The following is a 24,614-nucleotide window of genomic DNA, read 5'->3' as shown; positions in this document are numbered from 1 at the left end:
TCGAAGGCGCCTCCCTGCCCGTCTCGGGTGGGGAGGCGCCTTCGTCGAGCGAGGCTAGTGCGCGGCGTGGTACTTGACCGGTTCCGGCAGGCCGGCCTCGGCACGGATGCGCCGGGAGAGCCGCTCGAGCGAGGTCAGGGCCGCGATCACGTCGTCGGCGGTCACGGCGAACGGCATGTTGTGGATGGTCTCCCCCGGCACCGTCGCGGCCTCGGCGATGAGCCGGAGCTCGTGCTTGTCGTCCGTCGAGAGCCCGATCTCCGTGAGGGTCGTCGGCAGCCCGAGCTTCGTGGTGAAGACGATGAAGTCGCGGATCTCCTCCTCGGGTGCGCCCTCGAGGATGAGCTGTGCGATGGAGCCGATGTTGACCTTCTCGCCGTGCTGAAGGCCGTGCGTCTGCGGGGCTGCCGTCAGGCCGTTGTGGATCGCGTGCGCGGCGGCGAGGCCGCCCGACTCGAAGCCGAGTCCCGAGAGCAGGGTGTTCGCTTCGATGGCACGGTCGAGTGCCGGCGTCACGACGCCGTCCTCCACCGCGTCGAGCGCGGTCGGAGCGTTCTCCCAGAGCACGTCCCAGCTGAGCTTCGCCAGCGCCGTGCCGGTCTGCGTCGGGAGTCCGCCTGCCATCGTCTTCGAGTTCGAGCGGCTGGTGGCACGCGCCTCGAGCCAGGTGGCGAGGGCGTCGCCGAAGCCCGCGACGAGGAATCGAGCGGGAGCGTCCGCGACGAGCTGCGAGTCGATGAGCACGAGGTCGGGGTTGCGAGGGAAGAAGCGGTACTCCTCGAACTCGCCCGACTCGGTGTAGACCACGGCGAGCGCGGAGGTCGGCGCGTCGGTGGAGGCGACGGTCGGCACGCTCACCCAGCGGATTCCCGCCAGGAAGCCGGCTGCCTTCGCGGCGTCGATCGTGCTGCCGCCGCCAACGGCGACGATGACGTCGCTGCCGCTCTGCGTGATCACCTCGACGATGCGGTCGATCTCACCGGACGAGGCGACACCGTTGAACCGCTCGCGCGGCACCTCTGCGTCCCCACCGGTGAAGGAGGTCGTGAGGCGCTCGCCGAGCAGGTCCCAGACGAAGTCGTCGGTGAGGAGCAGGGGCGACTGGCCGATCTGCGCGACGAACTCGCCGAGGCGCGCCAGCGCGCCCTTGCCCTGCACGTATCGGCCGGGGCTGAGGACTGTGCGGATGGGGGTCTCATTCGTCATGGGGAACTCCTTCGTAATCGGAAATCGCCCCAACGCTAACGAGCGCAGATGGGCGCGGACCACGCTTGTTCTCAGAGACAGAGAACGGAGAGCGTGTAGGAGAACGCCGAAGGGCGGAGCCTCTCGGCTCCGCCCTTCGGTCCTCCCGTGCTGCTGCTGGCTACGCCGCGGCGAGCTGGCGGAGCACGTACTGCAGGATTCCGCCGTTGCGGTAGTAGTCGGCCTCACCGGGGGTGTCGATGCGGACGACAGCGTCGAACTCGATCGTCTGCTTGCCCTCTGGCGAGTCGGACGTCGGCTCGGCGATCACGTGCACCGTCTTAGGCGTGAAGCCCTCGTTGAGCTGCTCGATGCCCTGGATGGAGATCGACTCCGTGCCGTCGAGACCGAGCGTTGCCCAGGTCTCACCGGCGGGGAACTGCAGCGGGACGACGCCCATGCCGATGAGGTTCGAGCGGTGGATGCGCTCGAAGCTCTCCACGATCACGGCGCGGACGCCGAGGAGGCTCGTGCCCTTGGCGGCCCAGTCACGTGACGAGCCGGAGCCGTACTCCTTGCCGCCGAGGACGACCAGGGGTGTGCCGGCCTCCGCGTAGTTCTGGGCTGCGTCATAGATGAACGCCTGCGGTCCGTCTGCCTGGGTGAAGTCGCGGGTGTATCCGCCCTCGACGCCGTCGAGGAGCTGGTTCTTGAGGCGGATGTTCGCGAAGGTGCCGCGGATCATGATCTCGTGGTTGCCGCGACGCGAGCCGTAGGAGTTGAAGTCCTTGCGGTCGACGCCGTGCTCGGACAGGTACCGGCCAGCCGGGCTGTCGGCCTTGATCGAGCCAGCGGGGCTGATGTGGTCGGTCGTGACCGAGTCGCCCAGCTTCGCGAGGACGCGGGCGCCCTTGATGTCGGTGACCGGCGTGAGCTCCATGACCATGCCGTCGAAGTACGGGGGCTTTCGCACGTACGTCGACTGGTCGTCCCACTCGAACGTGGCGCCGGTCGGCGTCGGCAGCGAGCGCCAGCGCTCGTCGCCGTCGAACACGGCACCGTACTCGCGCGTGAACATGTCGGTGTCGATCGACGTGTCGATCGTCGACTGCACCTCGTCAGCGGATGGCCAGATCTCGCTCAGGAAGACGTCCTTGCCATCCGAGTCCGTACCGAGCGGCTGGGTCTCGAAGTCGAAGTCCATGGTGCCTGCGAGCGCGTACGCGATGACGAGCGGCGGGGAGGCCAGGTAGTTCATCTTCACGTCGGGGTTGATGCGCCCCTCGAAGTTGCGGTTTCCGGAGAGGACCGCGGTGACGGCGAGATCGTTGTCGTTGATCGCTTCGGAGATCTCCTCGTTCAGCGGTCCCGAGTTGCCGATGCAGGTCGTGCAGCCGTAGCCGACGGTGTAGAAGCCGAGCGCCTCGAGCGAGTCGGTCAGACCGGCCTTCTCGTAGTAGTTCGTCACGACCTTGGAGCCGGGCGCGAGCGTGGTCTTGACCCACGGCTTCGCCTTGAGTCCGCGCTCGCTCGCCTTCTTCGCGAGGAGACCGGCTGCGAGCATGACCGAGGGGTTCGAGGTGTTCGTGCAGCTCGTGATGGCGGCGATGGCCACGGAGCCGTGGTCGATCGTGTAGCTCTGGCCGTCTGAGCCCTGTACCTGCACGGGCTTGCGCTCGTGCGAGAACGTGGGGGGCGTCTGACGCTCGCGGACATCCGAGTCCTGCGAGGACGGCGTGAGCTTCGCGGGGTCGGACGCCGGGAAGCTGTCCTCACCGGCGACATCGACGAGACCGAAGTCCTCGGCGGTGTAGTCGGTCAGGTCGGCGCCGAACTGGCCCTTGGCCTTCGAGAGCTCGATGCGGTCCTGCGGGCGGCGCGGTCCGGCGATCGATGGTACGACCGTCGAGAGGTCGAGCTCGAGGTACTTGGAGTACGAGAGCTCCTTGCTCGGGTCGTGCCAGAGGTGCTGTTCCTTCGCGTACGCCTCGACGAGCTTGACCTGCTCCTCGCTGCGGCCCGTGAGGCGCAGGTAGTTGAGGGTCTCGTCGTCGATCGGGAACATCGCGGCCGTCGAGCCGAACTCGGGGCTCATGTTGCCGATGGTGGCGCGGTTGGCGAGCGGAACCGCCCCGACGCCCTCGCCGTAGAACTCGACGAACTTTCCGACGACGCCGTGCTTGCGCAGCAGGTCGGTGATCGTGAGGACGACGTCGGTCGCCGTGACGCCCATGGGGATCTGGCCCTTGAGCTTGAAGCCGACGACCTTGGGGATGAGCATCGACACGGGCTGGCCGAGCATGGCCGCCTCTGCCTCGATGCCGCCGACGCCCCAGCCGAGCACGCCGAGGCCGTTGACCATCGTCGTGTGCGAGTCGGTGCCGACCAGCGTGTCCGGGTAGGCCTGCAGGACGCCGCCGACCTCGCGGACGAAGGTCACGCGCGCCAGGTACTCGATGTTGACCTGGTGGACGATGCCGGTTCCTGGGGGGACGACCTTGAAGTCCTCGAAGGCCGTCTGACCCCAGCGGAGGAACTGGTAGCGCTCGCCGTTGCGCTGGTACTCGATCTCGACGTTGCGCTCGAGCGCGTCGGCCTGACCGAAGAGGTCGGCGATGACCGAGTGGTCGATGACGAGCTCGGCTGGAGCGAGTGGGTTGACCTTCTCGGGGTCGCCGCCGAGCTGGGTGACGGCCTCGCGCATGGTCGCGAGGTCGACGATGCAGGGAACGCCGGTGAAGTCCTGGAGGACGACTCGGGCGGGCGAGAACTGGATCTCGGTGTCGGGGTCTGCCGAAGGCACCCACGAACCGAGCTTCTGGATCTGCTCTGCGGTCACGTTGGCACCGTCTTCGGTGCGGAGGAGGTTCTCGAGGAGAACCTTGAGGCTGAAGGGGAGCTTCTCAAAGCCCTCAACCTTGTCGATGCGGAAGATCTCGTACTCGGTGCCGTCGACACTGAGCGTGTCCTTGGCCCCGAAGCTGTTGACTGCGGTCACGTCTCGGCTCCTTCTTTGCAACTCTGGGTGCGCGGCCCGCGCCCAGCAATCATCTCGCGTCTCGCCGTGGCTTGCCTCGAAGGTGATCCTGAGTTGATCGAGACGCTTTTATCTTGACATCAAGATACTTTACCTGCTTCACTCTGCGCTCGGGACCGTGACGCGCTCAGGAGCGCGCGCACGAAGAGCACGGTGACGACGAGGACCACCGCGTACATGGGTGTTCCCATGAGCAGCCTCGCCAACCCGAGCGCCTCGACGTTGCCAGCGAAGTACAGCGGCAGCTGCACGGCGAGGCGCAGCGCGAAGAACCCGACCCAGACGAGCGTGATGATGGACATCCACCGCAGCATCGAGCGGTCCTGACGCCAGCTGGATCCCTGACCGGTGATGAGCCCCGTGACGAGCCCGATGACGGGCCAGCGGACGAGAACCGAGACGAGCAGCGCTCCTCCGTACGCGGCGTTGGTGTAGAAGCCGACGAGGTAGAAGTTCTCCCCCCGACCGGTGGTCATGGCGAGGACACCGGAGATCAGCAATGCCACGAGGCCCGAGATCGCCGGCACGACCGGCTCCTTCTGCAGCGCACGGATGAGGATGAACAGCAGGCCGAGAGCCGCGGGCGCGACGACGGCGACCCAGAGCTCGGTTCCGAGCGTGAACAGGACCAGGAACACGATGCCGGGCAGCAGGGTCTCGATGAGTCCCCGGATTCCGCCCATGGCCGCGAGCAGCGACGCGCCGCTGATTCCACCTTCGGTGAGCCGCCCGAGGGAGGATGACTTCGCGGCCTCCTCGAGCTTCCGCATGTTCGGCGCGTCAGATGCCGGCTGTGGAGCGTCCTGCCTCTCACCGTCGGGGATGGTCATGCCTTGTCTGCCGCCCCCGATGCGGCGTCCTCCGTGGCGGTCTTCGACGTTGGGTCGGCCATGGCCTTCGGCACGACGAGCGTCAGGAGCTCGCGCGGCGGCAGCGGAGCATCTCCACGCACCACGACGACGCTCCGGAAGAGCTCGACCAGCTCGACTCGCGTCGCCTCATCGCGGAGCGCCTTCCCCGTGAGCACGCCGCGGAGGAACCAGCGAGGTCCATCGACCCCGAAGAAGCGCGCCGAGCGCGTCTGGGAGGACGCGGCTCCCTTGACGACGACTGGGATCTTGGTGTCCAGCACCGGCCCGAGGATGCCCTCGACCTCTTCTGCAGTGCCACCCTGCTTTCGCACCTGCTCGGCGAGCTGAGCCATGATCGAATGCCACAGGCCCGTCGACCGCGGGGCGGCGAACGCCTGGATCTGCATCGTCGATTCCTTGTAGTCGAGGGCGACCGCGACGAGTCGCTTGGTCTTCTCCTCGACCTCGAGACGAAGACCGAGCCCCTCGCGGGCGGGGATCCGCAGTGCACCGAGGTCCACGTATCGCTTCGCCGGGCTGGCCTCGCTGATGTCGAACGGACCCCGAGTCTCCCGATCGATGGGGGCGGACTTCGCCTCCTCGTCGTGCTCGTCGTCGTCGTCGAGCTCGACCTCGAGCTCATCGTCGTCGAGCAGCTCGTCGTCGACGGTGAGCTTGTCGGCCTTCTCAGGCTTCTCTTCTTCCTTCTTGAGGAAATCAAACAGTCCCATGGTGAGCCTCCTGGTCAGATGCGTAGCCGGTGGAGCCGAAACCGCCCTCGCCGCGCTGTGACGCGGAGAGCTGCTCGGTCTGGATGAAGTTCACCGGCGCGAGCTGCATCACGACGAGCTGGGCGATGCGGTCACCCGCAGCGATGGCGTACGTCTCTGCCGCGTCGGTGTTGAGCAGGATGACCTTGATCTCACCGCGATACCCGGAGTCGATGGTGCCGGGGGCGTTCACGAGCGTGATGCCGTGCTTGGCCGCGAGGCCCGACCGGGGCATCACGAAGCCGACGGTCCCCTCTGGGAGTGCGAGTCGAACGCCTGTGCCGACCACAGCTCGCTGGCCAGGGGCCAGGGTGACCGCCTCCGTGGCGGTCAGGTCGGCACCGGCGTCGCCTGGCTGGGCGAACGCAGGGAGGACGCCCGAGACGGGCACATCTATGACAAAGCTCACCGTACGAGCCTAGCTGAGGCGTGACCGGATCGTGATCTGACAGCGATGCCCGGCAAAGCGTGATCCAATATCGCCATGCCAGTTTTCCACGAGCGCCTGTGGCCCGCCGCCTGGGTCTACGCCGTCGGCTTCCTCATGGTGCCTGCCGTCATCCTCGTCTTCACGCCCATCAACGTCTGGATCGGCGCCGCCATCGCGGTCACCCTCTACGCGGCGTTCTTGACGCTGATCCTGGCGTACTCCCCCATCATCGAGGTCACGGCGACCCAGGTCCGCGTCGCCGGGGCGCACGTCCCACTGAGCTTCACGGGCCAGTGCATCCCCCATACGACCAGGGAGAAGGCCCGCCTGGCGGCCGGTCCTGAGCTCGACCTCCGCGCGTGGCTGTGCATCAGAGGATGGATTCCGACCTCGCTCACGATCGAGATCACGGATGAGGCAGATCCGGTTCCGTACTGGCTGGTGTCGACGCGCAGGCCCTCGGAGCTCGCCTCCGCGATCACCGAAGCCCGGGCGGGCGCGCGACGACAGGCCGGCTGAACAACCCGCCGCCTGCTTGGGGCAGACAAAAGAACGAAGCCGCATCCGGTCGGATGCGGCTTCGTTCGTGGGTCGTGCTGGCGATCAGTCCGTCAGGCGGTCGCGCAGTCGTGGCACACGGGTCCGAGTGCCGAGCTCTTCTCGAGCTGAGAGCGGTGCTTGACGAGGAAGCACTCGACGCAGGTGAACTCGTCGGCCTGCGGCGGGATCACCACGGTCTCGAGCTCGACGTCTGCGAGGTCTGCAGCCGAGAGGTCGAAGCTGCCGGGGTTGTCCGCGTCCTCGGCGTCAACGCTGCCGGAGAGACGATCCGGCACTCGCTCCTTCAGCGCCTCGATGGACTCTGCGTCATCGTCGGTCTTGCGAGGTGCGTCGTAGTCGGTCGCCATACCTATCCAAATCTCTTCAAACGAGGGGAACTCCCCCAGGCGCGGCAATTGTGCACGACTCAGGGGTGAAACTCAAACCCAGACGAGCGTTGTTCGCGCGGAGCGAGATCAAATGTCCTTCCGACTTGGGCGGCGCGCCCCAGGGCTCCCCGCTTGCACCGTCCCGACGTGTGATGCTGTGCCCCAGGAATCGGCAACGCCAAGGAGTACGAGCATGCAAGAGCTCAGATTCATCGACCTGGATGAAGGTGCCCTCGTCGTGTCCGGAGATGACGGCCAGCGCTTCCGAGTCGTGATCGACGAAGCGCTCCGCGATGCCCTGCGGCCGCGCATCTCGACGCGCGTCGATGCGCCCAAGGTGCCCCCGCGGGCGATCCAGCAGCTCATCCGCGCAGGGAAGACGATCGACGAGGTGATCGACCTCACCGGGGCCGCTCGCGAGGACGTGGTGCGCTTCGAGGGTCCCGTGCGCGCAGAGCGCGACTATCTGGTTCGGCAGGCCCGGGCCGTGACGGTGCGCCTGAAGACCGATGCAGACCCGCTCGGACAAGACGGGACGAGCTTCGGCGAGGTCATCGACGACCGCCTCGAGGCGTCGAGTGCCACCGCCGTCGTCTGGGATGCCTGGAAGGACGACGAGGAAGGCTGGCGCGTCGGCCTCTCATTCGCTGTCGACGAGATCTCGCGAGAGGCCCTGTGGGGCTTCGAGCCGAAGACGCAGGCCCTGACCCCGCTCAACCCCACGGCGACGATGCTCTCGCAGCAAGGAGAGGCGCCGGCGCTCGGCAGCCCCCGGTTGCGGGCCGTCGTCGAAGCTCCCCAGCGCGAGGCGGCACCGGCCGCCAGCGCTGAGCCCTCCGCGAAGGAGCCGGTCTCGTGGATCGGCGCGGCGGCATCCCGACTCGAGCGTGCGACTGAGCAGCAGCACCACGAGACGGCCGATCTGCTGGAGGCACTCCGTCGACGCCGGGGTGAGCGAGTCCCGCAGTCGTTCGACGACGAAGATGGCACGGATGAGGACGAGTCGAGCCCCGAGGGCGCCCTTGACGAGAGCGGATCGCCCTCTCCCGAGCGCAGTCCCGTGAAGCTCTTCGCTCCTCGCGCCCGCGACGAGGATCGTTTCGAGACGGAGACCATCGAGCCGAGCGACCTCGGCGCTGGCGGCGTGCGCGCCGTCGATGTGCCGCTCGACGGGCTCGACGAGCCTGCGCGTGACCCTGACGAGCCGACGCACTCGAAGCACTCGCCGAAGCGCTCAGGGCGTGCGGCGATGCCGAGCTGGGACGAGATCGTCTTCGGCACCCGCAGCGACGAGTAGTCGCCGACCATCGACCTGCCCTGCGGGTCAGTGCGCGTAGGCGCCGGCCCGGATGAGGGGGACGATGGTCTCCTCCGGCGTGATCGATCCGTGCTGTCCGACGACGAGCCTCGCCCCTGACTGCACGGACGAGGGGTAGTAGGTCACACTCTTGGTGGCCGCGACGATGACATCGCCGATGCGTGCTGCCGCCTCCGGGGCGACGACGGGCCCGTACCAGCCCTCGGAGATCGCCGCTGCACGCGTGAGGACAGTGGCGCGAGAGCTCTGCGATTCGTGCCACCGCCTGCGAAGCTCCTCCGTCGCCGAAGCATGCGCGTCCGGCGCCAGGTACAGGTGACGGAGCCTGGGCTCACCCGCCATCGCGATGACCCCGTCGAAGAGCGGGTCGTCATCGTCGATGTCGATCTGCCGATGTCGCGGGATGTCGATCATGCCGTGGTCTGCCGTCACGAGGATGCCGATTCCCGCATCCACCCCGCGAGTCAGTGAGTCGAAGGCCGCATCGAGCTCCTCGAGCCGCGCCAGCCAGGCGTCGGATTCCCATCCGTGCGCATGGCCAGCCTGATCGAGCTCGGCGTTGTAGAGGTAGATGAGCGCGCGTGGGTGCGCGTCGAGGGCGGCGAGGGTCACCTCGACCCGCTCCTGCATCGACTCGCCCTCGAGGTACATGGCGCCCCGGAGCGAAGCGTGCGTCAGCCCGGAGTCCCGGTACTGGGGCATGCCGACCACGATGCTCTGCACTCCGGATGACGCGTCGCGCAGCTGCTCGAAGACCGTCCGCTGCAGCTGCCAGGTGGCTGGGTCCATGCCATCACCCCAGCCGGACAGCTGGTTGCGGATGACTCCGGCGTCTCGGTCGTAGAGCGAGTATCCGAGCAGCCCATGCTCGCCTGCGCGGGTGGCCGTCGTGAGGGAGGTGATCCCCGCGACGGTCGTCGAGGGGAACGAGAAGGCGGTGTCCTTCTTGCGCCAGCCGGCGCTCAGCCGCCGCGCGTGCCCGGCTCGGGAACGGAGCATCGCAGCACCGAGCCCGTCGACGAGCACGACAACCGCCGACCGAGCCGCTGGGAGACCCAGCGGCCCGCGTTCACCTCGCAGCGAGGCAAGCGAATTCGGCAACACGTCGGAGAGCGTCGGGCGACCGCTCGCCGCGCTGAATAGCATGGACGACATCCGTCCCAGTCTCCCACAGGGGCGCCGCGGCAACCTCCCTTCCGACAGGTGACATGAGCACAACACGCAACAACGACTCCTCGGCAATGAGCGAGCAGCGCATCGAGGACATCGACGTCTCGACCGAGATGCAGTCCTCCTTCCTCGAGTACGCCTACTCGGTCATCTACGCCAGGGCGCTTCCCGACGCGCGGGATGGGCTCAAGCCCGTGCAGCGTCGCATCCTCTACCAGATGGCGGAGATGGGGCTCCGTCCGGATCGTGGGCACGTGAAGTCGGCGCGTGTCGTCGGTGAGGTGATGGGGCGTCTGCACCCTCACGGTGACACCGCCATCTACGACGCGCTCGTCCGCATGGCTCAGGGGTTCGTGCAGCGCGTGCCCACGATCGACGGCCATGGCAACTTCGGGTCGCTCGACGACGGCCCCGCGGCTCCCCGCTACACGGAGGCGAGACTCGACGCCGCCGCCCTGGCGCTCACGGCTGAGCTCGACGAGGACGTCGTCGACTTCGTTCCCAACTACGACAACTCGACGACGCAGCCAGAGGTGCTTCCTGCCGCATGGCCGCACCTGCTCGTGAACGGCGCGAGCGGCATCGCCGTCGGCATGGCGACGAACATGGCGCCGCACAACCTCGGCGAGGTGATCGCGGGAGCGCTGCACCTGCTCGAGAACCCGGGAGCGACGCTCGAGGAGATGATGCAGTTCATCCCCGGGCCCGACCTGCCCTCTGGGGCTCGCATCACGGGCCTCGACGGCATCCGGGACGCGTACGCGAGCGGCAGGGGCTCGTTCCGGACGCGCGCGACGGCGAGCGTCGAGCGCGTCACGGCGCGCAAGTCCGGCATCGTCGTCACCGAGCTCCCCTACATGGTCGGTCCCGAGAAGGTCATCGAGAAGATCAAGGACGGGGTGCAGGCCAAGAAGCTGGCCGGCATCAGCGACGTCGCCGACCTCACGGACCGCAAGCACGGACTGCGGCTCGTCATCGAGATCAAGACCGGCTTCGACCCCGAGGCCGTGCTCGAGCAGCTGTACCGGCACACGCCGCTCGAGGACATGTTCCACATCAACAACGTGGCGCTCGTCAACGGCGGGCCTCAGACGCTCGGCCTCATCGAGCTGCTTCGCGTCTACCTCGACCACCGCATCCAGGTGGTGCGCAGGCGGAGCGCCTTCCGGCTCGCGCGCAAGCTCGAACGCCTCCATCTCGTCGAGGGCCTGCTCATCGCGATCCTCGACATCGACGAGGTCATCCAGATCATTCGCTCGAGCGACGACGCCTCGGCCGCCGGCGAGCGCCTGCGGATCGTCTTCGACCTCTCGGAGCTCCAGTCGGAGTACATCCTCGAGCTCCGACTCCGACGCCTCACGAAGTTCTCGCGCATCGAGCTCGAGGCTGAGCGCGACCAGCTGCGGCAGGAGATCGCCGAGCTCGAGCGGCTCCTCGGCGACGATATCCTGCTCCGCGCACGTGTCGGCGCGGAGCTCCGCGAGACCAGCGACCGATTCGCGACGCCTCGCCGAACGCTGCTCACCGAGGGAGTCGGTACTCCCCCGAAGCGCGGGAAGGCCATCGAGACGACGCAGCTGCAGCTCGCCGACTCGCCGACGCAGGTGCTGCTCTCCACGACGGGCCGCCTGCTCCGCATCGACACGACCGAGGCGGATGCACGCCTGCAGCAGCCGCCGAGGCGGAGCAAGCACGACGCCGTCCGCTCGCACGTGACCACGACCGTGCAGGGCGAGCTCGGCGCTGTCACCAACCTCGGACGGCTCCTGCGTGTCCCAGTGGTGGCGCTCCCGTCGAGCCCGCAGGGGTCAGTGCTGCTCTCGGCTGGGGTGAAGGCACACGACTTCGTGGGCCTGACGAGCCCGAAGGAGCAGGTCGTCGCCCTGGTGCCGATCGACCAGGAGACGCCCATCGCCCTCGGGACGAAGCTCGGCGTCGTCAAGCGGGTCACGGGCATCGACTTCGGGAAGAACCGCGAACTCGAGATCATGACGCTCAAGGCGGGCGACGAAGTCGTCGGTGCAGCGCTCGCCGCCGACGACGACGAGCTCGTGTTCGTCTCCGACGACGCGCAGCTGCTGCGATTCTCCGGCAAGCTCGTGCGTCCACAGGGCCGCTCGGCGGCGGGAATGGCCGGCATGAAGCTGTCGGACGGGGCAGCCGTGCTCTCGTTCGCCGTCGTCGCGGCGGCCAACATCGACATTGCCGAGGTCGCGAGCGTCGCACGCAACGAGGACGCGCTGGAAGGCACGGACTCGGGAACCGCGAAGGTCTCGAGCCTGAGCGAGTTCCCGGCGAAGGGCCGCGCGACGGGTGGGGTCAGAGCCCAGCGCCTTCTCCGCGGCGAGCGCCGCCTCAGCGCGGCCTGGGTCGGGCCAGGCGCCCCCTTCGGAAACGCGCGGGACGGCGCCGTGCGCGCGCTGCCGGCGGGTGGCGCGAAGCGCGACGCGTCCGGAACCCCACTCGAGCAGGTCGTGGACCTCATCGGCCGCGGCATCGGCGATCCGACGCCGGTCCCGAGCGCCGACGATGAAGAGGGAACGGCGCACTCAGACGCCGGGGCCGGTGCTTCCGTCGCCGACTGACCCGTCGGCTCCGCAAGACAGCGAGAAGGCAGGCTCCCGGAGGAGCCTGCCTTCCTCTACGCGGCGAGTCGGGGCAGCTAGACGTCGATGTCCGCCCGCGCGACCTGCTCGGATCCCTCGATGATGAACTCCTTGCGGGGCGCCACATCGCTGCCCATGAGCAGGTCGAAGACTCGCTCCGCATTGTGGGCGTCAGCGTTCGTGACTCGTCTCAGGAGCCGCGCGCTCGGGTCCATCGTCGTGTTCCAGAGCTGGTCCTCGTCCATCTCCCCGAGACCCTTGTAGCGCTGGATGGGGTCCTGGTAGCGCTTCCCCTGCTTCTCCAGCTTGGAGAGGAGCGTGTGCAGCTCCTTCTCGGAGTACGTGTAGACCGTCTCGTTCGGCTTCCGTCCGGCATGCATGATCACGACCCGGTGAAGCGGCGGCACGGCAGCGAAGACCCGCCCTTCGTCGAGCATGGGGCGCATGTAGCGGAAGAACAGCGTGAGGAGCAGGGTGCGGATGTGCGCGCCATCGACGTCGGCGTCGCTCATCAGGATCACCTTGCCGTACCGCGCCTGGCCGATGTCGAAGCTCCGACCGGAACCCGCGCCGACGACCTGGATGATCGACGCGCACTCGGAGTTCGAGAGCATGTCCGAGATCGAGGCCTTCTGCACGTTCAGGATCTTGCCGCGAATCGGCAGCAGGGCCTGGAACTCCGAGTTGCGCGCCGGCTTCGCCGTCCCGAGCGCGGAGTCTCCCTCGACGATGAACAGCTCGCTCTGCGCGACGTCGTTCGACCGGCAGTCGACGAGCTTCGTCGGCAGCGAGGAGCTCTCGAGCGCGTTCTTGCGACGCTGTGTCTCCTTGTGGGCGCGCGCGGAGAGGCGCGACTTCATCTCCTGCACGACCTTGTCGAGCAGGAGGTTCGTCTCGGCCTTGTCCTGGCGCTTCGTGGAGGCGAACTTCTCGGTCAGGCCGGCCGTCACGGCCTTCTGCACGATGGCGCGCGCCGCCGGCGTGCCGAGCACCTCCTTGGTCTGCCCCTCGAACTGCGGCTCGGGAATGCGGACCGTCACGACGGCGGTGAGCCCGGCGAGGACGTCGTCCTTGTCGAGCTTGTCGTTGCCGACTTTCAGACGCCTGGCGTTCTTCTCGACCTCTGCGCGGAAGAAGCGGAGCATGCCCTGCTCGAAGCCCGCGAGGTGAGATCCGCCCTTCGGGGTCGAGATGATGTTGACGAAGCTCTTCACGTTCGTCTCGTACCCGGTTCCCCAGCGCAGAGCGAGGTCGACGTGCATGGTCCTCGCCACCTCTTTCGTCACGAGCTGGAGGCCCTCGTCGTCGAGCACTGGGATGGTCTCGGTGAACTCTCCGCTGCCTTCGATGCGCCACGTGTCGGTCGTGGGGGCGTCCGGAGCGAGGAAGTCGGCGAACTCGGTGATGCCGCCGTCGAACCGGAACTGCTGCGTCGTCGGAGCTGTCGACTCGTCGCGCGCGTCCTCGATCACCATCTCGAGGCCGGGCACCAGGAACGCCGTCTGCCTCGCGCGCTCGGCGAGGTCGTTCGTCTGGAAGCTCGCCTCGCGGATGAAGACCTGCGGGTCCGCCCAGTACCGCACCCGCGTTCCTGTGACCCCGCGCTTGGCCTTCCCGACGACTCGCAGCTCGCTGGTGCTGGTGAACGGGACGAAGTTCGAGGTCGGGCTCGGCCCGTCAGCGCCGTCCTCGAAGATTCCGGGCTCGCCGCGGCGGAAGCTCATGGCGTAGGTCTTGCCGCCACGGTCCACCTCGACGTCGAGGCGAGCGGAGAGCGCGTTCACGACGGATGCGCCGACGCCGTGGAGGCCACCTGCGGAACCGTAGTTGCTCGCGCCGAACTTGCCACCGGCGTGCAGCTTCGTGAACACCACCTCGACACCGCTGAGACCGGTCTTCGGCTCGATGTCGACGGGCACCCCACGTCCGTCGTCGTCGACGCTGACGGACCCGTCGCTGTGCAGCTGGACGCGGATGCGGGAGCCGTGACCCGCGAGGGCCTCGTCGACCGAGTTGTCGATGATCTCCCACAGGCAGTGCATGAGTCCCCGGGAGTCGGTCGACCCGATGTACATGCCCGGCCTCTTCCGAACCGCATCGAGCCCATCGAGCACCGAGAGGTGTCTGGCTGAGTATGCGTCTCCGGAATTCGCCACCGAGGTCCACGTCCTTCTTCTGCGTCGTCGTGCGTTCGATCTCGACCCGGCCGCAGGGCAGCGGCGGGCCACCTTCGAGCGTAGACCGGATGCGGGATTTCGCGCGCCTCCCACACCAGCGCGGCCCACGCGCGCCTCAGCGGAGGCCAGAACGGCCGGTGCTAGCCTGACCACGCCCAGCGACGACCAGAGAGGGCACAACGTGCAGACTCCCGAGCCGGTGCGCAGACGCATCCACATCGACCTTCGCGCGATCCGCGAGAACTCGACCCGCCTCCTCGGGTCGGAGACCGCCAGCTATGCAGACCTCCGCGCGGACGCGTATGGACACGGCGCGGTCCGCGTCGCCGAAGCGCTCGACGCCGAGGGGTACGAGGGCTTCATCGTCTCCCCCGAGATGGATCGCGCGTCCCTCCTGCACCTCAGCACGCCCCTCCTGCACGCCGATGCCGTGAACTCGGACAGGACCACCGGCGGCTCGCTGTTCGGCCTCACGGACCGCGCCTACCGCCCAGCCATGCGCGTCAGCGCTGAGATCCTGGCGGTCAAGGATGTCGAAGCCGGCGAGGGCGTCTCCTACGGCTACAGCTACGTGACCCCGCAGCGAACACAACTTGCGCTGGTGGGCATCGGCTACGCGCACGGCGTCGTCCGGCGCGCATCCAACACGGCACCCGTGCTCATCGGAGAGGCGACCCGGACCATCGTCGGCGCCATCTCCATGGACCAGTTCTCCGTCGATCTGCTCGGCGCTCCAGCCCAGCCAGGCGACCTGACGATCCTCTTCGGCGACCCCGCGGCCGGCGAGCCCAGCATTCTCGACTGGCAGCACGCCACGGGAATCCGGGCCGCCGCGATCGCAAGCAGGATGAGCCCGCGATTCGAACGGAGTTACACATGAGCGCTGCAGTCGCGCACGTCGACCTCGAGGCGATCGGCAGCAACATCCGCGCGCTCGCCGCCCTTGCGCCGCAGTCCAAGTTCATGCTCGCGGTGAAGTCGAACGCCTACGGGCACGGACTCCACGAGGTGGTCCGCACTGGACTGGACTCCGGCGTCGACTCGTTCGGCGTGCTGGAGGCCAACGCCGGCATCGAGCTGCGCGAATCCGGGGTCGAGGTCCCGCTCTTCGCCTGGATGCACGGCCAGGGCACCGACTTCGCGGCGGCGGCGGAAGCCAGGGTCGACCTGGGCGTGCAGACGTTCTGGCAGCTCGAGGCGATCGCCGCCAGCGATGCGCGCGTCCGACCTCGCGTGCACCTGAAGATCGACACGGGCCTGCACCGTGGTGGCGCGGACCGGCCGCGCTGGGCCGAGTTCGTGACCGAGGCGCTGCGCCTGCAGGCGCTCGGGAAGCTCGACGTCGTCGCGGCCTGGAGCCACCTCTCGGACACCTCGCACAGCGCCGACCTCGAGTCGACCGAGGTGTTCATCGCGGCGGTCGAGGAGGCCCGCGCGCTCGGCGCCGACTTCGAGCTGCTGCACCTCGGGGCAAGCGCCGCCGTCATCGACCTCCCCCAGGCTCACTTCGATCTCGTGCGCGTCGGCATCGCCGCGTACGGCATCTCCCCCTTCGGCGACCGCAGCGCCGCGGACCTCGGCCTGAGGCCGGCGATGCAGCTGCGCGCCCCAGTGCTGGATGCGCGCCACGGTCTGGCGAGCATCGCCGTCGGGTACGGTGACGGCATCCAGTCCGACCCGGAGGGCGGCGCCTACGTCATCGTCGACGGGCACATCGCCCCCGTCGTGGAGGTCGGCGTCGACGAGACGGTCGTGGCGCTCCCACAGGATGCGGCGGCAGTGGCTGCCGGCGGAGAGTGCATCGTCTTCGGCGATGGCTCGAACGGCGAGGCGACGGCCGAGCAGTGGGCGATCTGGGGAGAGACGGTCGGCGATGAGATCGTGACCGGCCTCACCCGACGAGTGGCCCGGAGCTTCGGGGTCTCCTGACGCGCCCAGATCGTCAGGCCCAAGCGGCCCTGACGGATCCACGCGAGCAGGCCGTTCGGGCGCGCCTTGGTGCGGCCCTGCCGTCGGTCAGGACGCCGGGGCCGCCACGCCGATCCGTCGCATGAGGGCCAGACGCGCGTTCTGCGACCAGAGGTCGAGGCCGGCGAGTTCCTCGCCACCGTCCCCGAGACTGCGGTCGGCATCGTGACGGTGAACGGCCCGCTCGAGCAGCTGGTCCGCGAGAGAGGGGTTCAGGGCGAGGACCGGTCCGTGGAGGTGCGTTCCCATCGCGGCGAGGTGGCGGATGCCCTCTGCGCCGGTGTTCTCGGCCGCCGAGCCACCGTTGCCGAAGCCCCGCACGATCTCCCCGAGCGGTTCCTCGCCAGCGCCGAGGGTCGTGATCGCGTTGTGGTTGGCGAACCCGGCGAGCAGCCCGCCGTGGCCCCGCACCACCGTCTCGGCAACGCTCTGCGACGATTCGCGAACGGCCCTGGAGGCGAACACGCCGAGGCCCTCGAGTTCGCCGTCATCGTGCGTGATGCTGGTCCCGAGCAGCTCCCAGCCTCCGCCGACCGCGAGCAGGGGCAGCCCGGCTCCGACGAGGTCGCGCAGTTCGGCCGCGTGCCGCAGGGCGTCTGCCTGGACCGTCTGCACTGCGGCGAGTGGGCCGGATCCGACGTGGAGGACGTCGATGCGCTCCGGGAGCGAGGCGGTGCCACGACCGACGTTGACGACCTCGACCTCGAGACCGCGCGCTCGTGCGCGCTTCGCGAGTACCGTCACGTTGCCGACATCCCCGTTGATCCCGAGCTCGACCGGGTAGAGGTGCGCGATCCGCAGCTTCATGAGTTGACCTTCCCCTCGATGCCGGACTGCCCGAGGCGGCGCCGGATCGACATCATCTGCTCGTAGTTCACGATCATCGTCTTCATGCCCCTGCTCGGCTTCGGCAGCGCGAGGAACCTGTCGAGGGCTTCACCCAGGTTCGGCTCGACGTGTCCCACAGGGATGTCCCCGTAGCCGAGGCGCGTCGCGATCTGCCAGGCCTTGGTGCCCGAGACCACGTCGACGTGGTCGAGCCTGCTCAGGTCGGCGCCGAAGATCCAAGAAGGATCTGGCGTTCCCTCGTCGACGGAGATGAAGACCTGCTCAGGTGCCTCTTCGAGCGCATCCAGGTTCATCTGGAGGCTCGGCGGGTTCTTCATCATGATGATCTCGATGTCCTCACCGCGAACGCTCATGACCTCACCGCGCCCGTAGACGGTCTGCGATTCGCCGAGTGCCTCTGCGACGAGGGCAGGCACGAAGGAGTCTCCGAGGATGCGCTGAGCGGTCGCGGCCGCGCCGGCCGCGTCGAGCGCGTAGTGGAGGCCTCGTGCGGGCAGCTTGATGGCGAGTTCGTCGTCGCCGATGCGAAGCATCGCGTCCCGCCCCTTGAGCGCGACGACCTGCACAGCGCGCTCGCCGGCGGCGACCTCGACGCTCGCTGCGGAGATGTCATCGAAGTTGGAGAGCCCGTTCGGGGACTGCTCGATCAGTTCCGGGGCGACGCCGAACCAGGTCACGGGCGCGTCCAACGATGGCGGCAGGCTCCGCAGCGAGGCGTCATCGGCGTTGAGCACGCTGAAGTCACCGCACGCCGCGGCGATGGTGCGGAGGAACTCCGTCACCCGCGATGGGTCGTAGAAGCGGTTCAGCTGGTCGACCTGCACGTTGAGCAGCAGGACGCCACGTGGGTGGAGGTGACCGAGCAGCCGCGGCCCGTACGCCTCATCGACCTCAAGGACCGCGATGTCAGCGCGCAGGTTCCCGTTGACGTCGACGTCGGGGAGCATCGACGACGCGATGCCCTGCGGCAGGTTTCCCCCCGAGGAGTTCGTGAACACACGGAGCCCGTGGCGGCGCAGCATCCTGGTCAGGAAGTGCGTCGTCGTGGACTTGCCGTTCGAGCCGGAGACGAAGATGACGCCGAGCGGAAGCTTCGCGACTGCGGTCTCGAGGAAATCCGGGGAGATGGCGAGCGCCACCCTGCCGGGCACCGCGGAGCCTCCCCCGCGAAGACGCATCGCGCCGCGCGCGCTCCGTCCGAGACCGACGGCGATCATCCGCCGCAGCTTGCCACCCATGCACACTCCCGTTTCCGCGCAGTGCCTGCGCTGTCGTCGAAGCGACGAGAATCCCCCGTCTCGCCGACCGCCGCCAGTATCTCACGGGCCCGCGACCAGGCGCCCGACGTCACCCCGGCCGAAGACGGCTACGCGCAGGGCGAACCTGACCCCTCAAACCACGCGGGACTCCGACTCGCGTGCTCTAATTGTCGTGATCGCAAGATCACCGAAGCTTTGGAGGCATCATGACGGAGAGCACAACGGCCCTGCGCACCGACTCGGCGCCCATCGCCGCAACAGACCGTTGCGACGCGTGCGGAGCTCAGGCGTACGTCCGAGTCCAGCTGAGCGCCGGAGAGCTCCTCTTCTGCGCACACCACGCGACGCGCCACGAAGAGAAGCTCCGCCAGCAGGCAGTCGCCTGGCACGACGAGACCGCTCGCCTGCACGGCGAGAAGGCCGCTGCGGGACAGACCGCGGAGTAGTCGCCCACACACACGACGCGCTGGCTCGCCCAGCGCAGCACACGCAGGAGGCCCGGATGCAGATGCATCCGGGCCTCCTGCGTTGCTGGCATGACGCCAGCCTGGCAGTGCTCGCTACTCGAGATAGTCGCGCAGCGACTGCGACCGCGATGGATGACGCAGCTTGGCCATGGTCTTCGACTCGATCTGGCGGATGCGCTCTCGCGTCACGCCGAACGTGTCACCGATCTGGTCGAGCGTCTTCGGCATGCCGTCGCCGAGGCCGAAGCGCATGCGGATGACGCCGGCCTCACGCTCAGCGAGAGAGTCGAGGAGCGACTCGAGCTGACGCTGCAGCATCGTGAAGCTCACCGCGTCGGCGGGCACGACAGCCTCGGTGTCCTCGATGAGGTCACCGAACTCGCTGTCGCCGTCCTCACCGAGCGGCGTGTGCAGCGAGATGGGCTCGCGGCCGTACTTCTGCACCTCGACGACCTTCTCGGGCGTCATGTCGAGCTCCTTGGCGAGCTCTTCCGGCGTGGGCTCGCGGCCCAGGTCCTGCAGCATCTGGCGCTGCACGCGGGCGAGCTTGTTGATGACCTCGACCATGTGCACCGGGATGCGGATCGTGCGCGCCTGGTCTGCCATGGCTCGCGTGATCGCCTGACGGATCCACCAGGTGGCGTAGGTCGAGAATTTGAAGCCCTTCGTGTAGTCGAACTTCTCGACGGCACGGATGAGGCCCATGTTCCCCTCCTGGATGAGATCCAGGAACTGCATTCCGCGGCCCGTGTAGCGCTTCGCGAGGCTGACGACGAGGCGGAGGTTGGCTCCGAGGAGGTGGCTCTTCGCGCGGTCGCCGTCGCGGGCAACCCACTTCAGCTCACGCACGAGCTGCTTGTCGAGCTCGCCCTCCTGCTCCTTGAGCTTCTCGGCAGCGAACAGTCCCGCCTCGATGCGCATGGCGAGGTCGACCTCTTCGGCTGCGTTCAGCAGCGCGACCTTTCCGATCTGCTTGAGGTAGTCCTTGACCGGGTCGGCGGTCGCGCCGGTGATGGCCGCGGAGTAGACCGGGGTCTCTTCCTCGTCGTCGCTCGGCGTGAGGACGATCGCGCCCTGGACGCGTGCCTGCTCGGCGTCGGCCTTGGCGTCCTTCGGGTCAGCGGGCTTGACCGAGTCGTCGTCGGACTCAGGGCTGTCAGCGACATCCGCCTCCGCATCGGCCTCTTCGATCTCAGCCTCGTCGACGCCGTCTTCCGGCTCGTCGCCGTCGACCTTCTTCTTGGCAGCCGCGCGCTTGCGAGGCGCCGCCTTCGCGGGCGCGCCATCGGCCGCAGCGGCGGCCTTGCGCTTTGCGGGTGCGCGCTTGGCGGCGGGCTTCTTCGCCGTCGCGGCGTCGTCAGTGGTGCTCTCGGTCGTGGCTGCGGCGCTTGCGTCGGCGCTCGCCTCCTTGACCGGCGTCGCGCGCTTCCGCGCTGGCGCCTTCTTGCTGACTTCCTCGGTTGCTTCTGCAGTAGCCGTGGTAGCTCCCGTGCGTGTCGCCATGTTCAGACCCCTCTCGTCACGGTGCGGGCATAAGGAAGGCCCTTGTCAAGTCTGCTCGAAGGCAGACCCGCAGGGTCCATCCGTTGATTATGGCACGGTTTCGGACGAAACCCTGGATTGGGGCCGTGCATTCACAATCCCCGTCGTCCTGAACCGAACCATTTCCTGCCTATAGCAACCCAGATGGGGTCGATGATTATTCCCTCGTCGCGCGCCATGCGGCCGCGGGTTCGGCGTCGACTGAGCAGAAGGCCGCAGAGGCCGACGAGCATGATGCCTGGAATCACCCAGAACGCGAGCTTGTACTGCTGCCAGTCGACGGCGCCGGTGACGCCGATCCCGAGCGCATCGAGGGAGATGCCGATGAGGAACATCGTCGTGAAGCTCGCGACGAACCCACCGACGTTCACGATGCCGGAGGCAGAGCCGAGGCTCGACGCTGGGTTGAACGTCCGCGCATAGTCGAAGCCGATCGCCGATCCGGAGCCGCCGATGCCCATGACGACGAGCAGCACGATCAGGAGCCAGAGCGGTGGCAGGCCAGGCCAGAGGAGCATCGCAACCCAGACGACGAGGATGAGGAGCGCGCAGATGAGCACGAGATTGGAGCGTCTCAGCGGGTAGCGCCCCGTCAGCACGCCGAGGAAGGGACCGAGGACCATGCCGGCGAGCACGATGACCGGCAGGAGCGACGACGCCACAGCAGGTTCGAGGCCGAGCCCCTGGGTCATGAGCGGGTACCCCCAGAGCAGGCCGAAGACCGTGCCGGGGAACTGGGTCGTGAAATGCGCCCAGAACCCGAGCCTCGTTCCAGGACGCTTGGCGGCCTGGCCGACCTTGCCGAGGACACCGCGGACGCTGATCGCCTCGCCGGCTCGACGCAGTTCCGGGCTGTCGCGGAGGAAGATGGCCACGGCAGCTGCCGTGATGACCGCGAGGCTCGCGACCGAGAGGAAGGCAGGCGTCCAGGACGTGGCGCGCAGCAGGAACCCGAACGGCACCGCGGAGAGCACCTGCCCGAGCTGACCCAGGTTGCCGTACCACTGCACGAAGATCGGCACCCGGCGGGGCGGGAACCATGCGGCGATGATGCGGAGCCCGGAGACGAAGGTCGTCGCATCCCCCGCGCCGACGAGCATCCGGCCGAGGACGGCGACACCGAGCTCCGGCGCCAGCGCCACGATCAGTTGACCACCCGACATGAGCAGGGCGCCTACCAGGATCAACCGCGAGGGCCCGAACCTGTCGAGCAGCATGCCGACGGGGATCTGCAGTGCCGCGTACACCGCCAGCTGCGCGACCGCCAACGTGGAGAGCGCGGTCGCTCCGACATCGAAGCGCTCGCTCGCAAGCACGCCGGCGACCCCGAGCGACGAGCGCTGCGTCACCGCGACCATGTAGGCAGTCGCCGTGATGGCGAACATCGCGGGAGCAAGACGAGGGTTCATCTCGTCTATTCTCTCGCGTCGGCGAACCGGTCGATCACACAGAGCGAATCGACCGGTTCTTCAGCCGATCAGACGCAGCGAACGCCCGGCGTTCGGCTCAGGCGTCGTCGTCCCGACCCAGCGCCAGGTAGCGCTCGATCTCGGCGGCGAGCTGGTCAGCGGAGGGCAGCTCCCCCGCCGCATCCTCGAAGTCGTTGCTGACGGCGAGATTCTGCAGGTAGGCGTCGTGCTGCGTCTCGAGGGCGTTGATGAGCTTCTGCCCATCGGGATTCGACTCGAGCTCGGCATCCACCCCGGCACGGAAGGTGCGGTCGCGCTCACGCAGGGCCTCGGTCGCGATCATCCGTCCTGTCGCGCTGCCGAGCGCAGAGAGCGCAGCGACGGCGCCCGCCGGTACCGACGAGTCGGCAACGTAGTGCGGGATGAGCATCGCGAGGCTGAGCACGGGATGCCCCAGCTCCTCCGCGCGAACCTGGAAGTACTGCATCACGTGCGCCGGGGCCTCCGTGGTCGGGTTCCAGACGGACAGCGAATCGACGAGCTCTTCTCGGTTGCCCGTCGCCGCGATGCGGATCGGCCGCGTATGCGGCACCGGCATCGGCACGGCATGGACCCACGTCGTCGACGAGACCTCGAGCGCGTCGACTGCGCTCACGAGCGCCTCGCTGAAGAGCCGCCAGCGGTAGTCGGGTTCGAAGCCGGAGAGGAACAGGAACTCCTGACCGAGCTCGTCCGTGACGAGACGCAGATCGAGCCTCGGCTCCGTCACAGACTTCACGCGACCATTCGACACGGACACGATCGGACGACGTGCCCGGTAGTCGTACAGCTCGTCGACATCGAACTCCGCGACGATCCGCGCGTCCTCATCCAGCCCCACGATCTCGTCGGAGACCTGCGCTGCCACGGCACCTGCGTCGTGGCCGCCACGCAACGCCACGATGAGGGGCAGACCGGCAGGCACGTCGTGCCATGCGGCAGCCACTCGGAAGATGCGCTCAGTCTCGCTCATAGGCACAATGCTAGGTCGGAACGCTGACCCCTGCGCGGGCGTTCGCGCTTGGCGCACGAGCCCGCCCGCCTGGTCCCTCGGGCCCGCAATAGGCTTGCGTGCATGACGCACGCCATCCTGGAACTCGCCGAATCCGCCCCCGATGCACACCTCCTGGTGCTTCCCGTACTCCGACTCGATGACGCTCTGACGATCTCGGCTCCCCCCGGGCTCCCGGACCTGGAGCCGTCTCTCGAGGCGACCGGGTTCCGCGGGAAGAGCGGCGAGACGCAGAAGATCGCGATTCAGCACGAGGGCGGGGTGCGTGCCGCCATCGCGCTCGGGCTCGGCGACGGCAGCGACGAGGAGCAGGCGCGACGCGCGGGAGGGGCTCTCGCTCGTGCCGTGGGGACATCCGCGATCGCGATCGACGCGGATGCGCTCGAGCCGGCGATCCGACAGGCGGTCCTGCTCGGAGCGCTGCTCGCGAGCTATCGCTTCACCACCTATAAGTCGGAGCTCGACGACGACGCGCTCACGACGATCACGGTCGTCACGGGTGACCGTGACCGCGCTGCTGCAGAGAACACGCGTGCCGCCACGCTCGCGAACGCCGTCGCTCTCGTCCAGGACGCCGTCAACACGCCGCCGAACGACCTCCCGCCCGCCGCGCTGGCCGACCTCGCGCTCCGAGTCGCCGACGAGAACGGCCTCGAGTCCCGTGTCTGGGACGAGCAGCAGCTCCGTGACGGTGGGTTCGGCGGCCTCACGGCCGTCGGCCAGGGGTCTTCGCGCGGCCCCCGCCTCGTCCGCCTCGCCTACCGCCCCGAAGGAGCGGAACTGCACATCGCGCTCGTGGGCAAGGGAATCACCTTCGACACCGGCGGCCTGTCGCTCAAGCCCGCCGCCTCCATGGTCGGGATGAAGTTCGACATGGCCGGCGCCGCGACCATCGTCGGAGTCCTCCAGGCGGCCGCCGAGCTCGGCATCAAGGTCGCCGTCACCGGGTGGCTGTGCATCGCGGAGAACATGCCGTCGAGCACGGCCACACGTCCAGATGACGTCGTGACGATCTACGGGGGCAAGACCGTCGAGATCACCAACACCGATGCCGAAGGACGCATCGTGATGGCCGATGGCATCGCAGCTGCGAGCGAGGAGCACCCCGACCTCATCATCGACATCGCGACGCTCACGGGCGCCCAGGTCGTCGCACTCGGCGACCGCACCACCGCGGTCATGGGCAACGACGACGCGTGGATCCGCAGCGTCGTCGACGCGTCGCGCTCCGTCGGCGAGCCCTCGTGGGCGATGCCGATCCCCGAGGAGGTCGGCGACACCCTGAAGTCGCCCGTCGCGGATCTCGCGAACATGCGCTCCGGCAACCGCTCGGCAGGGATGCTCGTGGCCGCGGCGTTCCTCGAGCGATTCGTCGGCGACCGGGCTGACGGAAACGGGGCCCTCCCCTGGGTGCACCTCGACATCGCAGGCCCGTCCAACAACGAGTCGGCGGCGTACGGCTACGTGCCCAAGGGCGCAACCGGGGTGATGGTGCGCACGCTCATCGCGTTGCTCGAGTCACGCGCCTGAGCTGGTTATTCCTGCCAGTTCGACGCGTGTAGGCTTCCCTGAGGGGTAATTTCGCCGCGTGGCGAC

The 24,614-nt window shown here is 68.2% G+C and carries 20 protein-coding genes; 7 read left to right on the top strand and 13 right to left on the bottom strand.

Annotation, left to right across the window (positions count from 1 at the left end; genetic code table 11):
* Positions 1-54: 54 nt before the first annotated feature.
* From HDC34_RS09355 to dut, 5 genes are all read right to left on the bottom strand, one after another.
* Entirely contained in the window at positions 55-1,206 is a 1,152-nt protein-coding gene (locus tag HDC34_RS09355) for a glycerol dehydrogenase (protein ID WP_179556659.1), read from the bottom strand.
* Between the two features lie 160 nt (positions 1,207-1,366).
* Positions 1,367-4,183, bottom strand: a complete 2,817-nt coding sequence (gene acnA, locus HDC34_RS09350; RefSeq protein ID WP_179556658.1) for an aconitate hydratase AcnA — start codon at positions 4,181-4,183, stop codon at positions 1,367-1,369.
* 119 nt (positions 4,184-4,302) lie between these two features.
* A complete protein-coding gene (locus HDC34_RS09345; protein WP_179556657.1) occupies positions 4,303-4,992 on the bottom strand; it encodes a DUF3159 domain-containing protein in 690 nt (229 codons plus the stop codon).
* Positions 4,993-5,048: 56 nt separating this feature from the next.
* Positions 5,049-5,804: a DUF3710 domain-containing protein gene (locus HDC34_RS09340; protein ID WP_179556656.1), complete on the bottom strand. Its 756-nt coding sequence runs from the start codon at positions 5,802-5,804 to the stop codon at positions 5,049-5,051.
* Positions 5,791-6,252 (bottom strand): dUTP diphosphatase, encoded by a 462-nt coding sequence (gene dut, locus HDC34_RS09335; protein ID WP_179556655.1) that lies wholly within the window; start codon positions 6,250-6,252, stop codon positions 5,791-5,793. The genes HDC34_RS09340 and dut overlap by 14 nt, the downstream gene beginning before the upstream one ends.
* Before the next feature lie 75 nt (positions 6,253-6,327).
* Between dut and HDC34_RS09330 the strand changes: the two genes are divergently transcribed.
* Positions 6,328-6,792, top strand: coding sequence for a DUF3093 domain-containing protein (locus HDC34_RS09330; RefSeq protein WP_179556654.1), 465 nt, complete (start codon positions 6,328-6,330; stop codon positions 6,790-6,792).
* Positions 6,793-6,884: 92 nt separating this feature from the next.
* Here the strand turns inward: HDC34_RS09330 and HDC34_RS09325 are convergent, their stop codons facing one another.
* Complete coding sequence (locus tag HDC34_RS09325) at positions 6,885-7,181, bottom strand: DUF4193 domain-containing protein (RefSeq protein WP_104312021.1); 297 nt, start codon at positions 7,179-7,181, stop codon at positions 6,885-6,887.
* A gap of 214 nt (positions 7,182-7,395) precedes the next feature.
* Between HDC34_RS09325 and sepH the strand changes: the two genes are divergently transcribed.
* Positions 7,396-8,499: a septation protein SepH gene (gene sepH, locus HDC34_RS09320; RefSeq protein WP_179556653.1), complete on the top strand. Its 1,104-nt coding sequence runs from the start codon at positions 7,396-7,398 to the stop codon at positions 8,497-8,499.
* A 27-nt stretch (positions 8,500-8,526) separates the two neighbouring features.
* Here sepH and HDC34_RS09315 read toward each other — a convergent pair whose 3' ends face one another.
* Entirely contained in the window at positions 8,527-9,675 is a 1,149-nt protein-coding gene (locus HDC34_RS09315; protein ID WP_179556652.1) for an alkaline phosphatase family protein, read from the bottom strand.
* Positions 9,676-9,728: 53 nt separating this feature from the next.
* Here HDC34_RS09315 and HDC34_RS09310 point away from each other — a divergent pair, with 53 nt between their 5' ends.
* Positions 9,729-12,275 carry a DNA topoisomerase (ATP-hydrolyzing) subunit A gene (locus HDC34_RS09310; RefSeq protein WP_257023102.1) on the top strand — a complete coding sequence of 849 codons (2,547 nt, stop codon included), beginning with the start codon at positions 9,729-9,731 and terminating at the stop codon, positions 12,273-12,275.
* Between the two features lie 77 nt (positions 12,276-12,352).
* On the opposite strand, the gene HDC34_RS09305 is transcribed toward HDC34_RS09310, so the two are convergent.
* Positions 12,353-14,452: a type IIA DNA topoisomerase subunit B gene (locus tag HDC34_RS09305; RefSeq protein WP_258068141.1), complete on the bottom strand. Its 2,100-nt coding sequence runs from the start codon at positions 14,450-14,452 to the stop codon at positions 12,353-12,355.
* 220 nt (positions 14,453-14,672) lie between these two features.
* Here HDC34_RS09305 and HDC34_RS18055 point away from each other — a divergent pair, with 220 nt between their 5' ends.
* Positions 14,673-15,353: an alanine racemase C-terminal domain-containing protein gene (locus HDC34_RS18055; RefSeq protein WP_179556651.1), complete on the top strand. Its 681-nt coding sequence runs from the start codon at positions 14,673-14,675 to the stop codon at positions 15,351-15,353.
* Positions 15,350-16,402, top strand: a complete 1,053-nt coding sequence (locus HDC34_RS09295) for an alanine racemase (protein ID WP_179556650.1) — start codon at positions 15,350-15,352, stop codon at positions 16,400-16,402. The genes HDC34_RS18055 and HDC34_RS09295 overlap by 4 nt, the downstream gene beginning before the upstream one ends.
* Before the next feature lie 87 nt (positions 16,403-16,489).
* Here the strand turns inward: HDC34_RS09295 and HDC34_RS09290 are convergent, their stop codons facing one another.
* Both HDC34_RS09290 and HDC34_RS09285 read right to left on the bottom strand, forming a co-directional pair.
* Positions 16,490-17,248, bottom strand: a complete 759-nt coding sequence (locus HDC34_RS09290; protein WP_179556649.1) for a type 1 glutamine amidotransferase — start codon at positions 17,246-17,248, stop codon at positions 16,490-16,492.
* Positions 17,245-18,528, bottom strand: coding sequence for a Mur ligase family protein (locus tag HDC34_RS09285; RefSeq protein ID WP_249312025.1), 1,284 nt, complete (start codon positions 18,526-18,528; stop codon positions 17,245-17,247). The genes HDC34_RS09290 and HDC34_RS09285 overlap by 4 nt, the downstream gene beginning before the upstream one ends.
* A 227-nt stretch (positions 18,529-18,755) precedes the next feature.
* On the opposite strand from HDC34_RS09285, the gene HDC34_RS09280 reads away from it, so the two are divergent.
* Positions 18,756-18,995: a hypothetical protein gene (locus HDC34_RS09280; RefSeq protein ID WP_104253334.1), complete on the top strand. Its 240-nt coding sequence runs from the start codon at positions 18,756-18,758 to the stop codon at positions 18,993-18,995.
* Positions 18,996-19,109: 114 nt separating this feature from the next.
* Here the strand turns inward: HDC34_RS09280 and HDC34_RS09275 are convergent, their stop codons facing one another.
* From HDC34_RS09275 to HDC34_RS09265, 3 genes are all read right to left on the bottom strand, one after another.
* A complete protein-coding gene (locus HDC34_RS09275) occupies positions 19,110-20,519 on the bottom strand; it encodes an RNA polymerase sigma factor (protein WP_104312027.1) in 1,410 nt (469 codons plus the stop codon).
* A gap of 131 nt (positions 20,520-20,650) precedes the next feature.
* Positions 20,651-21,967, bottom strand: a complete 1,317-nt coding sequence (locus HDC34_RS09270; RefSeq protein WP_104312028.1) for a nitrate/nitrite transporter — start codon at positions 21,965-21,967, stop codon at positions 20,651-20,653.
* A 97-nt stretch (positions 21,968-22,064) separates the two neighbouring features.
* Positions 22,065-22,979 (bottom strand): proteasome assembly chaperone family protein, encoded by a 915-nt coding sequence (locus HDC34_RS09265; RefSeq protein WP_179556648.1) that lies wholly within the window; start codon positions 22,977-22,979, stop codon positions 22,065-22,067.
* Between the two features lie 102 nt (positions 22,980-23,081).
* Here HDC34_RS09265 and HDC34_RS09260 point away from each other — a divergent pair, with 102 nt between their 5' ends.
* Positions 23,082-24,548: a leucyl aminopeptidase gene (locus HDC34_RS09260; protein ID WP_179556647.1), complete on the top strand. Its 1,467-nt coding sequence runs from the start codon at positions 23,082-23,084 to the stop codon at positions 24,546-24,548.
* Positions 24,549-24,614 lie beyond the last annotated feature (66 nt).

This window comes from Pseudoclavibacter sp. JAI123 (assembly GCF_013409665.1).
In the GTDB taxonomy this organism is placed as follows: Bacteria; Actinomycetota; Actinomycetes; order Actinomycetales; family Microbacteriaceae; genus Pseudoclavibacter.
The sequence above is the reverse complement of the archived record's forward strand: the minus strand, read 5'-3'. Positions and strand labels throughout refer to the sequence as shown.

What these genes read in the sequence shown, in the direction of transcription:
- HDC34_RS09355 (WP_179556659.1), bottom strand. Translation starts at nt 1,206, where the DNA reads ATGACGAATGAGACCCCCATCCGCACAGTCCTCAGCCCCGGCCGATAC.
- HDC34_RS09345 (WP_179556657.1), bottom strand. Translation starts at nt 4,992, where the DNA reads ATGCGGAAGCTCGAGGAGGCCGCGAAGTCATCCTCCCTCGGGCGGCTC.
- HDC34_RS09340 (WP_179556656.1), bottom strand. Translation starts at nt 5,804, where the DNA reads ATGGGACTGTTTGATTTCCTCAAGAAGGAAGAAGAGAAGCCTGAGAAG.
- HDC34_RS09330 (WP_179556654.1), top strand. Translation starts at nt 6,328, where the DNA reads ATGCCAGTTTTCCACGAGCGCCTGTGGCCCGCCGCCTGGGTCTACGCC.
- HDC34_RS09325 (WP_104312021.1), bottom strand. Translation starts at nt 7,181, where the DNA reads ATGGCGACCGACTACGACGCACCTCGCAAGACCGACGATGACGCAGAG.
- sepH (WP_179556653.1), top strand. Translation starts at nt 7,396, where the DNA reads ATGCAAGAGCTCAGATTCATCGACCTGGATGAAGGTGCCCTCGTCGTG.
- HDC34_RS09315 (WP_179556652.1), bottom strand. Translation starts at nt 9,675, where the DNA reads ATGTCGTCCATGCTATTCAGCGCGGCGAGCGGTCGCCCGACGCTCTCC.
- HDC34_RS09310 (WP_257023102.1), top strand. Translation starts at nt 9,729, where the DNA reads ATGAGCACAACACGCAACAACGACTCCTCGGCAATGAGCGAGCAGCGC.
- HDC34_RS09295 (WP_179556650.1), top strand. Translation starts at nt 15,350, where the DNA reads ATGAGCGCTGCAGTCGCGCACGTCGACCTCGAGGCGATCGGCAGCAAC.
- HDC34_RS09290 (WP_179556649.1), bottom strand. Translation starts at nt 17,248, where the DNA reads ATGAAGCTGCGGATCGCGCACCTCTACCCGGTCGAGCTCGGGATCAAC.
- HDC34_RS09285 (WP_249312025.1), bottom strand. Translation starts at nt 18,528, where the DNA reads ATGGGTGGCAAGCTGCGGCGGATGATCGCCGTCGGTCTCGGACGGAGC.
- HDC34_RS09280 (WP_104253334.1), top strand. Translation starts at nt 18,756, where the DNA reads ATGACGGAGAGCACAACGGCCCTGCGCACCGACTCGGCGCCCATCGCC.
- HDC34_RS09275 (WP_104312027.1), bottom strand. Translation starts at nt 20,519, where the DNA reads ATGGCGACACGCACGGGAGCTACCACGGCTACTGCAGAAGCAACCGAG.
- HDC34_RS09270 (WP_104312028.1), bottom strand. Translation starts at nt 21,967, where the DNA reads ATGAACCCTCGTCTTGCTCCCGCGATGTTCGCCATCACGGCGACTGCC.
- HDC34_RS09265 (WP_179556648.1), bottom strand. Translation starts at nt 22,979, where the DNA reads ATGAGCGAGACTGAGCGCATCTTCCGAGTGGCTGCCGCATGGCACGAC.
- HDC34_RS09260 (WP_179556647.1), top strand. Translation starts at nt 23,082, where the DNA reads ATGACGCACGCCATCCTGGAACTCGCCGAATCCGCCCCCGATGCACAC.